This is a genomic window from Kitasatospora sp. NPDC058046 (assembly GCF_042885595.1).
In the GTDB taxonomy this organism is placed as follows: Bacteria; Actinomycetota; Actinomycetes; order Streptomycetales; family Streptomycetaceae; genus Kitasatospora.
In genome coordinates this window covers 216440-230101 of sequence record NZ_JBHVRS010000011.1, presented here as the reverse complement: position 1 = coordinate 230101, position 13662 = coordinate 216440, and the positions used below count along the sequence as shown (strand labels likewise).

Below are 13662 nucleotides of genomic sequence, written 5' to 3'. Positions count from 1 at the left end.
TTCACCCGATGTCGTACGGAACGCTCCCGGTTCCGTCCCACCTTACGGCGACCGGCACAACACCACCGAACACTCCCAGCGTCACAACCCCATAGCGCCTCCGCCCATGGGCGGCGCTGTGCCGCCCGCCCCGTCCTACAGCGCCTTGCAGACGGCCGGGGTGCCCGCACCTGGACACCCCGGCCTTCGGTTCACATGCGCCGGCGTTCGAAGAAGAGGAGGAACGGGGGCGGCAGGGCAGCGCTTCGACGGCCTGGGCGGGGCTGCGGACGTCGAAGACTGGCACCGTGTTGGGTCAAGGGGGGTTCTCTCCGCGATCTGCTGCAGGTCGAGCTCGCCGACCGCGATGTCCGCCGCCGGCAGCGGCTGCTTCGAACGGCCCGCTTCCCGCGGCCCAAGCGGCTGCGGGACTTCGACTTCGCCAAGAACCCGAACGTCACCCCCGAGGTCGTTGCCGACCTCAGGTCACCCGGATGGGTCCGGGAAGGGCGCCCGCTGGTCCTGACTCGCCGTTCACCGAGTGGGACAAGACCTTCGGCGATGCCCGCCTGTGCGCGGCCATCGCCGACCGGATCACCTTCCGCCGCACCCTCATCCAGACCGGCACCGAGTCCTACCGCTACCAGGCCACCCAGGAGGCCCTCTTCCCGCCGCGGAATTGACGGCTCGGGCACGATCTCGCGACCCTCACGGCTCCGGTGAGGGCGTACTACAGGACGGCGATGGTGAAGCTGCCGACCACCGGGCGGCCGTTGTCGAGTGTCACCACGGTGATGGCGTCCCGGCGGTTGTTGCACGACGATGTCGGAAGCCCGCTGGCGGAGACACCGGTGGTCGTGGGGCCGCCGTTGGCCAGGATCAGGGCGGTGGAGAGGTCGATGCCGGCGGCCGGGTCGACGATGACGCAGTAGACGCCCTGGTTGGGGGTTTCGAAGCTGTCGACCACGTTCTTCTGCCTCTCCAGCTCCCCTCGGGCGCTCACCTGGGCGGCGGCCCTGGCGTTGGGGGCGACGATCTCGGCCGGCGCGGCGACGGCCGAGGAGACGAACACGCTGGACAGGGCGGTAACTCCTGCGAGGACAGTGGCAGTACGGCGCATGACAGTCACTCCCGGAATCGTTTCGCAGCACACTTCGCTGCGGGCCGACGGAACGTCATCGACGCTAGCGGCGACAGACAGTGACAGGGCACCCATGCACCCGCGAAGTCATCCGATCGAGTACACACGTCGAACGCCTTCCGCAGATCCGAATTCCCGTGTGCGAATCGTCCAGTCCGGCAGGGCAGTCCCCTTGGGCCGGCGGTGGCCCGGGGCGGGCCGTCCGTGTCGAGGCCGTGACGGTCGCGCAGGAAGCGTTTCGGGCCGGCTGACTTCACGGCATCCGGGCGGGCGGAAGTGAGTGTGACAGCGGCGCCGCGGGTACACGATGCCGTGCAGCGGCGCCGGCCTGGAGGACTCCGCTCGTCAGGTGCGGTCGGCCGTCACGGTCACGGTCGCGGGGATGAACTCGGCGGGGCGGACTGCGGCGAGGCCGACCTTCATGACGATCCTGCCGGCCTTGACGTCCTCCTCGGTCATCGTGAGGCCCTGGCCGATCTGGACGGAGTACGCCTCCTCCGGCTTCGTCCCCTGCAGCCCACCCTTCTTCCAGAGGGCACGCAGGTAGGCGTCAGCTTCGGACCGCAGCTTCTCCCACGTCGGCTGGGTGTTCGGCTCGAACATCGCGAAGACGAAACCCTTCTGCAGGTCGCGCTCCACCGTGTCGGCCAGACGCCGCACCGGAATGTACTTCCACCGTTCATCGGTCTCGTTGAGTGTGCGGGTGCCCCAGACGGTCGTGCCCCGGCCCTCGAACTCGCGCAGGATGTCGACCGGCTGGGCCTCGCCCTGCTCCTTGTCGGCCACCGCCTGGGACGGGCGCGCGATGCCCTGCACCGTGACGTTCACCGGCGCCTTCCACACTCCGTGCCTGCCGTCGACCTGGCACCACACTCCGGCGACGGCGCCGACGGGAGGCACCGGCTGAGCGCCGTCCCCGGACGGGATCAGCCACGGGTGGTACAGCGCTGCGTGCGCGCTCTGGTCGGCATCCAGCTTGAACGACCTCGCCGCCTCGCGGGCCTGCCGGGCGTCGCAGTCCTGGTGGGCGTGCAGAATGGCCATCGCCCGGTGGGCCGCCGCGTAGGCGGTCACGGCCCTCGCCGTATCGCCGGCCGCGTCGGCACCGTTGTTCCACAGGCCGAGCGGTACCAGGATCGTCACCTCGTCGAAGGCCTCCACTTCGGCCAGGGCCTCCCGCGCGGTCTTGCCCGCGGTGTTGGCCAGGTAGCAGTGGCCACCCCCGTTCTCGAAGTACCCGCGCAGCACCCGATCGGTCACCCCCGGGATCGCGCCCCCGCCGGCGACCCCGCGAAAGTCGGACCAGTCGCTGACCCGCGCCGCACCCTCGAAGGCCGTACCGAAGTCGGCGATGAACACCGGCACGGCAGTCGGGCCAGAGGACACAGACAGAATCGACATCGAACACTCCATCCAAACCAGACGGGAACGGCAGGCCCACCCGACCGCGTGCAAAGCGCGGCAAGCAGACCCCCCTACATCGGAGCGTAATGCTTCCGGCACCTTCAGTGATCAAAGTCTGGGTTCACGTCACCGCAGCCCAGCAGCTGCGGTATGGGCACTTCATGACCCGCTGACACGGCATCGCCCGGGCAAGGCATGGCAGGCACCATGCCCGTGCCGCCCCGAGCCGTGCGGGCCCGCCCTTCCACGCCGCACTCCATTCACCGGTCCCGGAGAAAGACGAGGCGGCCGGATCGCAATGTGCAACCGAGGCAGTCGGGCCTCGGGGACGCACGTCTTGTCAGGGAGGCGGACCCCGAGGCCCACGGCCACAACATGGCGACGACCGACGGTAACGATCCCGGGATACTCCGCCGCAGCCCACCGGATCACCTGACGAGTGGCTCCCGATCTCGCCTTCCACCGGAGACGTGGTGCCCATCTAACCCGACTAAATCAGCGGCCTCGTGGCCGGCTTCCAGCTCGCGCGCGAAGGCGCGCACGGCGTCGGCCACCACGTCTGCGGCACCCTCCGCCCCGACCCTGGGACCCCTGTCGGCCGTCCGCCGCGCGACAGCGCGGGGCGTTCCCCCGGACCGGTCTCGCCGATGGACGGAAGGCCCCACCACCGGGTGGGAATGATGAACTGGCTCGCGACGACGTTCAGTCCGCACCGCTCACACACGACCGCGAGGTTGAGCCACACGGCACTGTAGGGGTGGACGTCCTTGAAGCCGTGGCCGTCGCGGGCGTAGATGAGCAGCGCGACATCGCGCTGCCCGCGGCCAGTGGCTCGCATCCCGGGGATGTCGCCGATGAACGCGCGGGCGAAGGCCGCCGAGCGGGCCGACCCGCACCGGCCCTCCGGGATGTCCGCGAGGTACACCCGCAGGGGGTCGCCGGACTCGGCGACGGCGATCCGACCGGCCGGTTCGCGCCCGAGCGCACCGGCCACGAAGTCGGCCAGGTCGGCCGCCTCGACGGCAACGGGCGCGTTGTCGCTGTCGGACATGACGGTTCCTCGTTCCAGGGAAGGTGGGGCCGCGCGGGCGGCGGCGCGGCCGAGGCGATGTGGAGCGGCTGGCGGTCGGCCGGGGCCCGCAGACCCCCCGGCCGCCGGGGGTTGGGCGCGAGCAGCAGGGCCTTCGTCGCGTCCTTGAGCGGGCCCTTCTGGTCGTGCAGCAGCGTGGTCATCGCCAGGTTGGCGCGGTGCTCCTGCCCGGTCAGGGCCTCGGGGGCCTTGACGGTGCGGAAGTGGTCCTCGAACTCCACGACGGCCTGAAGGGCGGCCCAACGGGTGCCCCGGATGTTGTCCTGGGTGCCGGCCTCGGCGAACAGGTGGTGCAGCCGGTCCCGGCGCTCCTTCTGGGCGGCGACCCCGTGGCCGAGTCCTCGTAGCCGACTCGGGAACCCAGCGATCGGTGGACCTCCGCTCTGGCGCAACGCCTACCCCCCAAGCCTCGGGATCGACCGTCCGAGAAGGAAGACGACACCGCATTCGTCCCATTGGCAGGGGTTGCCGCGGCTTAACGCCCGAAAGGTTCACCTCAGAGTCGATGGAACAATGACCACTAACTCGCTATAGACATTCACCACCGACCGGCCGTGAATGTCTACGCCGCTGCTCAGCCGGCTTGTACGCCTGCGTCGTCGAGGCTCTCCTCGTCGCCGGACGAGGGGCCCGGCACGGTGCTCCTGGTGGCCAAGGCATGCTTCCGTGGCCTGCCCTTGGGGCGGCGCGCCGGCACCTCGGCGCCCAGCCTGGCGAGCTCCTCCGTGCTCCAACCGGCCGCCTCGGCGGCCGCGTACGCCCTCCCGTACGGGACCTCGGTTTCTGCCAGCTGGTCCTTCAGGCACTTTCGCTCCGCCATGACGGCTGCGAGCGGCACGATGGCCTTCTCGCGGTCGTCCTGGATCTCGCGCATTCGCCTCAGAAAATCGTCTTCCCTCGTCATGCAGCGGATCGTAGAGCCACCGCCCCCGACGGTTTCGAATCTTCCCGCGCGCCTCACCCGTGTCGGTGATTTCCGGCTGCCAATCCGGCGTATCCGCTGGCCGTCAATTCGATGACCAAGCAAGGTGGCGCAGCAGGGCGGCACGGCCAGGGGCACCTTCGAACCGACCGCCCGAAACCCCCGGCCAGCGGAACCGAGGAGGACCGACGGTGAGTGCCACAGAGGGCGCCCGACGACGGGAACGGCAGATGCAGTCGCCGCGGTCGAACCGGGTGAACCTGGCCTACAACGATGCCGAGCTGACGATCGTACAAGAGGCCGCGAAACGCGACGGCATGGCGGTGTCCGCGTGGGTGGCCCGAAAGGCACTGGCGGTGGCCAAGTCCCAGCTCGTGCCGGTATCCGCGGATGCCCGGGACGTACTGGCTGAACTCATCAGATCGCGCGGCGAACTGGTGCGAATCAGCGAGTCCCTCAGTCCGGTCGGTCCCCGCGATGGCGAGCCCGGCACACTCCTCATCGAGGAAGCCGTACGGCGAGTCGACCGCGCGACGCTGCAGCTGATGCGCGAGCGGGCGTCGCGCTGGTGATCCCCAAAAGAGCGAAGGGCGGAAACGACGCAGCCGGGCTGCTGTTCTACCTGTATGGCCCTGGAAAACGGGACGAGCACGAGGACCCCCGCTTGGTCGCCGCCTGGGCACCTTGGGTGCCCGACCCCGCGCGGTCGGCGGAGACGACGGTCGGGGATCTCGCGCTGCTCCTGGACGCTCCGGTGCACGCTTCCCGGGGCGCCGTACCGGCCGAACTCGTCTACCACGTCGCGGTGCGTCTGGCGCCCGAGGATCCGTTCCTGACGGACGAGCAGTGGGCCTCGGTCGCCCGGGCGATGATGAGCACCGCCGGTGTCGCCCCGCAGGGCGACAGATGGGGCTGCCGATGGGTGGCTGTCCGGCACGCGGACGACCACATCCACATCGTCGCGACGAAGGTCCGCCAGGACGGGATCCAGCCGAATCTGCGGCAGGACATCGTGCAGATGCAACGGCTCGCCCGACAGTTCGAGGTGCAGTGGGGACTGCGTCGGCTGACGTCGGGAGATCGGACCGCGAAGCGGTGGCCGACAACGGGAGAGACGCGAAAGGCCTCGCGCCGTCACCTACCTGAAAGTGCGCGCGAGCAGCTCGAACGAACCGTCCGCGTGGCAGCGGCGGGCGCAGCCGGCGAGGAAGAGTTCTTCACCCGCCTCCGCTCCTCAGGCCTGCGGGTCGCACAGCGTTCGGGCCCGGGGCGCAGCGCCCCGACGGGCTACACGGTCGCGCTGCCCGGCGATCGGGACCGGGGCCACCGGGCGGTGTGGTTCGCGGGCTCGAGCCTTGCCTACGACCTGTCGCTCCCCCGGGTCCGAGAGCGCTGGAACGTGCCGATCCCGGAGCCGGACGTACCGCCCCACGCGTTCTGGCAGACGCTCCAGCACAACCTCAGCACGGCGTCGGGTTCACTCGGCTCCGGCGGACGGCAAGCAGGGGCCGGCGACGTCGCCGCGCTCGGCGACCTTCTGGTCCTGACGCCCGCGGCCGTGCCTCCCCTGGTGGAACCGAACCTGCGAGCCTCGGCGGCAGAATTCGAGCGGGCCGCCAGGGCTCCGGGCGGGCGTGACCTGGACGGCGAAGCGCGGATGCTGCTTCGGACCTCGGCCCGCCTTCTGGTGTCGTCGGCCACGTCCTCCGGTCACAACGACGCGGCCGCCTTCCTGGGCTTTCTCCTGGCCCTGGTCACAGCCGTCACGGCCGCGCAGCTCTGGCATGAGGAGCAGGGCTTCCGTCTCCAGGCCGACGCGGCGAGGAGAGCCGGCCGGTCGCTCCGGGAAGCCGTGGAGTTGAGCACCGGGGCGTCCGTCGGAACCGGTGCTCGGTCACGCACGAGGCGGCCGGGGCCGGCGTCACCGGTGGCCAACCGATCGTCGCTACTGGCCGACGTCGTGACGAGGGCACTGCCCAGCCATGCGTCGGCGGTGCTCGTGGATCCCGCCTGGCCTGTCCTGCGCAGGCGCCTCATCGCCTTGGAGCGGCGCGGCTTCGACCCCTCATCGGTTCTCTCGGCGGTCGCGGCACGGCGTGAACTCGGCTCGGCGGAGTCCATCGCCCAGGTTCTCGTCTGGAGGTTGGACGGCTGGGCCCGCGCTCACGGCGAGGCTCTGGACACGCGGGCAGCGACAACCGCTCCACCGACCGCAGGCGCCAAGAAGACCGCGGGTCCTTCGGCCGAGACGAATCGCTTTCCCGGCAACGATGCGGACGGCCCCAGACGGGGCCGCTGAGCGACAGGAGATCACGATGACCATGCCCTACCCGGGTGAACCGTTCGCCGAGGCCGTCGGCGAGGCGGTGCAGACGTCGGCGGCGGCGGTGCGCCTGGTGCTGGCCGTCGCGGACGCGGTGCGCCGTGGGGCGCAGCGGAGGTCAGGGCGGGAGCACCCGCTGCCGCCGACCGACCTGGCGCTCACCGAGGCGGCCGGGGATCTCAAGGCCCTGCTCGCCCCCGATGTCGCCTGGATGTTGATGTCCGGTCCGGACTGGCCGATCATGGCGCAGCAGCTGGTCGCCTTGCGGCGGGCCGGTGTCGACCTGGAGCACTTCCTGCCGCGGGTCGGGGACATCGCGGTGTCGGTGCGGGATGCCGTCCTGTCCGACTCGGCGCGGATCACGGCCGAGAAGACCCAGGAGTGGGCGGGGCTGCTCCGCGAGACCATTCCGGCGGGCCCGGTGCGCGAAGCGATCCTGGCCTCCCCCACCTGGCCGGAGATCGCCGCGACGATGCAGGAGCTGCTGGAACGGGGCGTCGATGTCCGCCGGATCCTGGCGGCCGCCTACGCCGAGGGGACCGGTGTCGGGCAGGCGGTCGACCGCGGGCTCGACGCCGCTCAGCGGCGGGCGAGCGGGCCGAGCCGGGACTCCGTACGCTCCTACGGTCCGTTGACGGTAGGGCTGGACCTACCGAGGGATCTCGACCTCGGAGACCGCCGGAGGGCGCTGGCGCAGCTGGGTGTGAGCCAGGCGGAGAACGCCTCGTTCGTACGCTGGGTCTACGAGGCGCTGCCCGGCCGGGAGCGTGAGGCGGCGCTGCTGGTGAACTCCCGCCCCTGGCCGCTGCTGGCCGCCCGGATGGCGCACATGCAGGACGGTGGCAAGCCGGTCCGGGAGCACCTGGCGCGGCTGATGCGTGATCGCGGCTGGGAAGCCGGCCCCGCCTCCTACCTCGTGCCCCGCCTCGTCCAGGCCACCGCCGACGCACTACGCAGGCCGGCGAACGACGCCGTCACCGCGGCCACGGTGGTGACCGACGCGGCCCGGGCCTCCTCGGCCACGGCGGGACAGCCCCCGTCATGGACCCGGGGCGCGAAGCCCAGCCCCAAACGCACCGCCCACCGTGCTCCCATCCCGAAGCCCAGCGCCGGACGGTCCCGGTAGCCGCCCCAAGCCCCGCTCTGACACAGCTCCTACGGTCGCGTGGCGCCCGCGAAGTCGGAGGCGGGCATGTCCGTGACGGGGGCCTTCTTGACGACGTCGCCGGTCTTCGGCGCGGAGATCATCTGTTCGTCGCCGATGTAGAGCGCCACGTGGTAGACGTGGCCGTTGCCGCCGTGTCTCCAGAACAGCAGGTCGCCCACCCGGAGTTCGGCCCGGGCAACGGGACGGTCCGCCGTGGCGGAGTACTGCTCGGCGGCGGTGCGGGGGAGCCGGCGGGCGGGCCAGTAGGCGTACTGGACGAGAGCCGAGCAGTCCCAACCGACCGTCACACCGGCCAGGCACTGTCCGTCCCGAAAGCCGCCGTCCCCGTCGCAGTAGCCACGACTCGGTCCGGCCGGGCTGCCGCCGCCGTAGCTGTAGGGCACGCCGAGCTGGGTGGCGGCCCGGCGGGCGGCGTCCGCGCCGGCGCCGTGGCCCGTGATCTCCGAGAACGGGCCGGTGCCCTGGAAGCGGGCCACGCTGCCCATGATGTCCGCCACATAGCGCCGGGTTTCGGCGTAGGGCGGCACGCCTCGGTTGGCTTCCACGGCGGCCCACCCCGCGTTGTAGGCGGCCAACGCCAGACGACGGGGGTCGTCGGCGATGCCGGACGCGGCCGCCTGCCCGAGCAGACTGCACATCAGCCGCCCCTGCGCCATCACGGCGTCTCCGATCTCGAAGGGCGAAGCCGTACCGCTGCGGTCGTCGTCCCTCCCCCAGGTCGCCCAGGTACCCGGCATGAACTGGGCCGGCCCTTCGGCGCCCGCCGGACTGCGGGCGTCGGCACGGAAGCCGCTCTCCTCGAACAGCTGGGCCGCGAGCAACGCGGCTGTCAGCGCCGGGTCGTGGCAGGCTTCAGCGGCCTTGAGCACCCATGGCCGGTATTCCTCGGGCAGCCCGGCGACCGGTGTTCTGCCCGTCCCGGCGGCTCCCGCCGTCACCACCGGAACGAACGCCGCGACGACCACACCGAGCAGCACGAGGAGCACCGCGCAGCAGACCGGACCCTTCTTCACGGAGACCCCCTTGTGAGGTGCGTCGATAGGCCCGAATGGGCGGATGGGCGTGCCTTCGGTACCGCCAGGGGCGTTACGCCACGTGGTCAAACGATCAGTTCCTCGCTCCTGATCGAAAGGCCGCTCTGACAACGCGAGTTGCTGGGGGAGGTTGCGACGTGGCACCCGATCCGGTGGTACCTGTTCAGCAGGCACGCACCGTCCCGACGTACGGGCTGATGCCGGTTCACGGATACGACATCGCCTCCGCCGTGGTGCTTCAGATGCTCAACGGCGGCGACGGACGGGGCCTACGGGCCCGCGGGCTCGGACCGGGAGAACCGGTGCCGTACGGCGTCCAGCCGGTGCTGGTCGCTCCCAGCACCGTCTACGGCACCGTGCAGGTGGAGGCGATCGTCCGAAGCTGGCCGGCCGACACCGTTCCGAAGCCGTGGCTCGTCGTGGTGGCCGACGTCCCCGCCAAGCCTGCGGCCGCGGCCCGCTACCGCCTCCGTGCCCTGGGCGGGCGTCTCGCCGGGACGGTGCTCCTGCCCTACCTGCCGGCGCTTCGCTCGGTCGCACGTGCCGAAGACGCCCTGGCCGACGCCGCCGTGGCGCGCGCGGCCGCCCGGCTGCGCACCCAGATGGAAGGGAAGTGACTGATGTTCCTCGCCGAAGATCCCAAGAACTCGGGACTGATTCCCGCCGCCAAGCCGACCAAGATCCCGGGAATGGAGGGCACCGTCAGCACCTTGTTCGGCTACGGCCTGTGGATCCTGCTCCTGGCCGGTGTCGTCGCGGCCGGTGTCGGGGTGTGGAAGCTCGCGATGTCCGACAAGTCCCGTCACGGCGGCGGGTCCGAGCCGTTCAAGTGGATGGGCAGTGGAGTGGCAGCCGTCCTGCTGGCCGGCTCGTTGATCTCCATCCTCAACGGCATCGCGGGCTGACATGAGGAAGTCGAGGGGAGGCCGGCCCCTGTCCCGGACCGTGCTGTGGGGCTCGGGCGCCATGCTGGCCGCCGTGGTCGGGCTCACCGGGTACGCGGCCCTGGCCGGTCACGACGACGTTCCGGCGGTCCGGCACGCGGGCCCGGCGTCCACCTCGTCGCCACCGGCGGCGACCACCGCGCCGCAGCCGGCGCCCACGTACAGCGTGCCGCCGACCTGGACCGAGCCGGAGCGCTGGCTCGCCGCGCCGAGGGGTGCGCGAAAGGCGGCGAACGGTCGGGAAACCGGCTTCCCGAACACCACCGACGGCGCCATCGGGATGATGGTGGCCGCCTCCGCGATGGACGTCGAAGGCGCCGGCACCCTCGCGGAGCAGCAACTCGCCGTCTACAGCGCCTACATGCTGCCCGCCGATCAGTCCCCGACGGCCGAGGCGAAGGTGCGCCAAGGCGCGGAGCGGGCCGACGCCGCGACCCGCAGAGCCCTCGGACTGCCGGAGAGCGGGCCGCTGCCGGGCGGCGCGTTCATGCGGACCGTCATGATCGGGGTCAAGCCCATCCAGGTCACCCCCGCCCAGGTGACCGCCTACGTACTGATGAACGTCACCGACAAGGCCGGGGAGACGGCCGCGGAGAAGACGGTCTACAGCGTGGGGATCCTCGGAGCCGTCTGGCAGGACGGCGACTGGAAGTTGTCAGGACAGGCCATCAAGGACGCGGCGGCGCAGGCCGACCGGAAGCCGCCCATCGCGGCGCCGGGCGACGCCGCCTTCAACGCGGCAGGCTGGACCGCGATCAGGCAGGCGTCGTGAGACGCCGGATCACCGCCGTCCTCCTGTCCCTGGCGGTCGTGTTCGGCAGCGTGACGGCCATCGCACCGCCGGCCGCCGCGGACAACGGCATCATCGGTTCGATCGTGGACTTCGGCTGCGAGCAGTCCGCTGTCGGCCTGGTCGGGCGGATCTTCGACACCGATTGGTGCAAGTCCGCCGGCAAGGCCACTGACAAGGCGGTCAGGGAGGAGTGGAACTCCATCTGGGAAACCGCCGTCGGCGACTGGCTCAAGGCAGCCGTCGAACTCTGCAGAACGCTCATGGCGGCGACGCTGACGATCGCCTTGAAGGGACCGTCGCTGAAGCTGGAGAACACCGGGCTGTGGAACGGGAACGCCGTACTGGCCGGGATGATGGCGTGGCTCGGCCTGATGGTCTCCGTGTTCGGATTCATGTGGCAGGCCGGGCGCATGGCGGTCACCGGCCAGGCCAAGCACCTCTTGCGTGCCGCCTCGGGGTGGGGGCAGAACGCGATGCTGAGCGTCTTCGGCGTATCACTGGTGGCACTGCTGCTCACCGCCGGTGACGCGCTGACCGACGGCCTGGTCCAAGGCGTCTTCCATGACGACAAGACCGCCTTCGACAAGATCATCACCACCATGGTCCCCAACGGAATCGTGAACCCCGTGATCGTGGCCGGTGGCGCCGTGGTGCTCATCCTGGTCGGCTTCATCCAGCTCATGCTGGTCTTTCTCCGCAACAGCGCGATCCCGATCCAGTGCCTGCTGCTGCCGATCGCCGGGGCCGGACGGGTCGGCGGCGACGCCACCCAGAAGTGGGTGGCGAAGCTGATCTCCTCGATCCTCGTCGGCATCGCCTACAAACCCGTCCTCGCGGTCATCATCTGTGCGGGCTTCACCGAGTTCGGAAAGTCGGACGGCTTCGCCGCGTGGCTGCGCGGCCTGGCCACGCTGATGCTCGGCATCCTCGCCCCCGGACCGCTCACCCGGATCTTCGCTTCCCTGAGCGAGGAGCTCGGGTCGGGCATGGCCGGCTCCGGCGCTGTCGGGGCCATGGGTGCGATCGGTGCGATGGCGAGGCGCGGAAGCAGCGAGATCGCCGAAAGCGGAGCTGAGGGGGCCGGGGGAAGCCAGCCCACCACAGCCGTAGAACACGCCAAGCGCGTCGAACAGGCCATGTCCAGGGGCAAGGCCACCGACGAAGAGCAGGACGGCGGCAGCGACGCCCTCGCTCAGGCCTCCCGTACCGGTGCCGGACTGATCCCGAACCCGACCGCCGCGGGAGACGGCGCGACCTCGTCCGGTGCCGGGGACGCGGCGGGAGCCGGTGGTGTGGCGGGTGCTGCCGGGGTTGCCGGGGCAGCGACCGGAGCGGGCCCAGTGATCCAGGTCCTGGACGGGCTCGACCAGGCCGTGCAACGAGGTGCGGGGGAGATCGGAAACGGAGGACACCCGTGACCACGCATGAAGTCCCGGACGGATTGAGGGTGCAGGGATTCCGTACACGGCGCAGCTTCGGCCTCGCCGGATTGTCGCGCCAGGCCACCATCCTGGCCGCCGTCGTGCTGATCGCCGACGGCATCGTCGGCGCCCGCTACGCCGGCACCTTGCTCGTCACCATACCGCTCACCCTCGCCCTCGCGGGGCTGGCCGCGGCGCGCCGTCAGGGCATGCCGGCTCTGGCCTACTACTGGGCCGTCCTCGCCTGGCGGCACGCCAACCGTTCGGGTAGCACCTCCTACCGCCAGGTCCTCCTGCCGCAGCCGTACGCGCTGGACCTGCCAGGCGTCGGTGCGAGCTCCATGCTGATCGCCGCCCACGATCCCACCACGGGCCGTCCGGTCGGGGTGGTCCACAACCGGTCCAGCGGAGCGATGACCGTCACCACCCTGCTCGCCCCCGGCGGGACGCTCATGGCCACCACCAGCGCGGTACGCGGCAGCCTGCGCAGTTGGAGCGCGGTTCTGGACGCGATGAGCACCGACGAGCAGGTTCTGGGCGCCGCCGTCACCATCCAGATCACCCCGGGCGCGGGCGAAGCGCTCGCCGACGACGTCAAGGACCGCCGTCGGTCCGACGCCCCGCGCCTGGCACTCGACACGATCGACGAACTCGTGCGCACCACGCCGCGCGCGACCGCCTCGGTGGCACCGTGGATGAGCGTCATCGTCGACCCGACCGCAGGGGCGAACCCGCCGACCGACCTGGCCGAGCAGGTAGCCGAGGCTCTCCGGGTGGTCGACACGCTCGACCTGAGCGGCACCGGCACCGACATCGTGCGCCGGAGCACGCCCACCGACCTTCGCCGTCTGGTTCGCTCCGCCTACGATCCGGCGGTGTTCGACGCCCGGGACGAGGACTTCGCCGATCTGACCTGGGGTGAGTGCGGCCCGGTCGCCGCCGACGACCTGCTGGAGGCCTACGCGCACGACGGCGCCGTCTCCGTGAGCTGGGTGCTGCGGGAGATGCCGCGCCGCCCGATCGCCTACAGCGTGCTGCTGCCGCTGCTGAGCCCCGGGCGGTTCCAGCGCCGCGTCACCCTCTCCTACCGGGTGCTCGACCCGTACGAGGGCGAGGCGGTCCTGGAACGTGAGATCTCCAACGCCGAACAGCGCGCGCAGGCGACCGCGCAGGTACGGGGACGCGCGAGGTGGAGCCAGAAGGCCGACCACCAGCGTGCCGAGCAGGCCGCCCACCAGGCGGCGAGCGGCGCCCAGGTCGTCGAATGGACGCTGAGGGTCACCACCACCGCCCGCTCCGCCGCCGAACTCCCCGACGCCCGACAGGAGTTGGAACGCGCGGTGAAGGCGACGAAGGGCATCCGGATGCGCCCCGCCTACGGCGCACAGGCATCCACGTTCGCGGCCGGTCTGCCGATCGGCTACCAGCCCTTGGTGAAGTAGG

14 protein-coding genes and 2 pseudogenes are annotated in these 13662 nt (G+C 71.1%); 10 read left to right on the top strand and 6 right to left on the bottom strand.

Annotated elements, in window-relative coordinates; all coding sequences use genetic code 11:
• Positions 1–195: 195 nt before the first annotated feature.
• Together ACFVU7_RS23345 and ACFVU7_RS23340 are read left to right on the top strand one after the other, a co-directional pair.
• Positions 196–450: pseudogene (locus ACFVU7_RS23345) on the top strand (ATP-binding protein); the annotation flags it as partial.
• A gap of 23 nt (positions 451–473) precedes the next feature.
• Positions 474–662 carry an ATP-binding protein gene (locus ACFVU7_RS23340; protein WP_380740560.1) on the top strand — a complete coding sequence of 63 codons (189 nt, stop codon included), beginning with the start codon at positions 474–476 and terminating at the stop codon, positions 660–662.
• A gap of 47 nt (positions 663–709) precedes the next feature.
• On the opposite strand, the gene ACFVU7_RS23335 is transcribed toward ACFVU7_RS23340, so the two are convergent.
• From ACFVU7_RS23335 to ACFVU7_RS23315, 5 genes and pseudogenes are all read right to left on the bottom strand, one after another.
• Entirely contained in the window at positions 710–1099 is a 390-nt protein-coding gene (locus ACFVU7_RS23335; protein WP_380740562.1) for a hypothetical protein, read from the bottom strand.
• A 366-nt stretch (positions 1100–1465) separates the two neighbouring features.
• Positions 1466–2521 carry a phage tail sheath family protein gene (locus tag ACFVU7_RS23330; RefSeq protein ID WP_388046893.1) on the bottom strand — a complete coding sequence of 352 codons (1056 nt, stop codon included), beginning with the start codon at positions 2519–2521 and terminating at the stop codon, positions 1466–1468.
• 493 nt (positions 2522–3014) lie between these two features.
• A complete protein-coding gene (locus tag ACFVU7_RS23325; RefSeq protein ID WP_380740630.1) occupies positions 3015–3575 on the bottom strand; it encodes a hypothetical protein in 561 nt (186 codons plus the stop codon).
• Positions 3576–3781: 206 nt separating this feature from the next.
• Positions 3782–4006 (bottom strand): annotated as a pseudogene (locus ACFVU7_RS23320) (DUF932 domain-containing protein); the annotation flags it as partial.
• 182 nt (positions 4007–4188) lie between these two features.
• Complete coding sequence (locus ACFVU7_RS23315; protein WP_380740566.1) at positions 4189–4518, bottom strand: hypothetical protein; 330 nt, start codon at positions 4516–4518, stop codon at positions 4189–4191.
• A 209-nt stretch (positions 4519–4727) separates the two neighbouring features.
• Between ACFVU7_RS23315 and ACFVU7_RS23310 the strand changes: the two genes are divergently transcribed.
• From ACFVU7_RS23310 to ACFVU7_RS23300, 3 genes are all read left to right on the top strand, one after another.
• Positions 4728–5108: a hypothetical protein gene (locus tag ACFVU7_RS23310; protein WP_380740568.1), complete on the top strand. Its 381-nt coding sequence runs from the start codon at positions 4728–4730 to the stop codon at positions 5106–5108.
• Positions 5109–5200: 92 nt separating this feature from the next.
• Positions 5201–6835 (top strand): relaxase/mobilization nuclease domain-containing protein, encoded by a 1635-nt coding sequence (locus tag ACFVU7_RS23305; protein ID WP_388046890.1) that lies wholly within the window; start codon positions 5201–5203, stop codon positions 6833–6835.
• A gap of 16 nt (positions 6836–6851) precedes the next feature.
• A complete protein-coding gene (locus ACFVU7_RS23300) occupies positions 6852–7985 on the top strand; it encodes a hypothetical protein (RefSeq protein ID WP_388046888.1) in 1134 nt (377 codons plus the stop codon).
• Positions 7986–8014: 29 nt separating this feature from the next.
• Here the strand turns inward: ACFVU7_RS23300 and ACFVU7_RS23295 are convergent, their stop codons facing one another.
• Complete coding sequence (locus tag ACFVU7_RS23295; RefSeq protein ID WP_388046885.1) at positions 8015–9040, bottom strand: NlpC/P60 family protein; 1026 nt, start codon at positions 9038–9040, stop codon at positions 8015–8017.
• 218 nt (positions 9041–9258) lie between these two features.
• Between ACFVU7_RS23295 and ACFVU7_RS23290 the strand changes: the two genes are divergently transcribed.
• The 5 genes from ACFVU7_RS23290 to ACFVU7_RS23270 are packed head-to-tail and all read left to right on the top strand — an operon-like array spanning position 9259 to position 13661.
• Positions 9259–9678, top strand: a complete 420-nt coding sequence (locus ACFVU7_RS23290) for a hypothetical protein (protein WP_388046883.1) — start codon at positions 9259–9261, stop codon at positions 9676–9678.
• 3 nt (positions 9679–9681) lie between these two features.
• Positions 9682–9966 carry a hypothetical protein gene (locus tag ACFVU7_RS23285; RefSeq protein ID WP_049650094.1) on the top strand — a complete coding sequence of 95 codons (285 nt, stop codon included), beginning with the start codon at positions 9682–9684 and terminating at the stop codon, positions 9964–9966.
• A 1-nt stretch (position 9967) separates the two neighbouring features.
• On the top strand, positions 9968–10777 hold the full coding sequence (locus ACFVU7_RS23280; protein WP_388046881.1) for a hypothetical protein: 810 nt from the start codon (positions 9968–9970) through the stop codon (positions 10775–10777).
• A gap of 38 nt (positions 10778–10815) precedes the next feature.
• Positions 10816–12216 carry a hypothetical protein gene (locus ACFVU7_RS23275; RefSeq protein WP_388046880.1) on the top strand — a complete coding sequence of 467 codons (1401 nt, stop codon included), beginning with the start codon at positions 10816–10818 and terminating at the stop codon, positions 12214–12216.
• On the top strand, positions 12213–13661 hold the full coding sequence (locus ACFVU7_RS23270; protein ID WP_388046878.1) for an SCO6880 family protein: 1449 nt from the start codon (positions 12213–12215) through the stop codon (positions 13659–13661). The genes ACFVU7_RS23275 and ACFVU7_RS23270 overlap by 4 nt, the downstream gene beginning before the upstream one ends.
• The last annotated feature ends 1 nt before the right edge of the window (position 13662 follow it).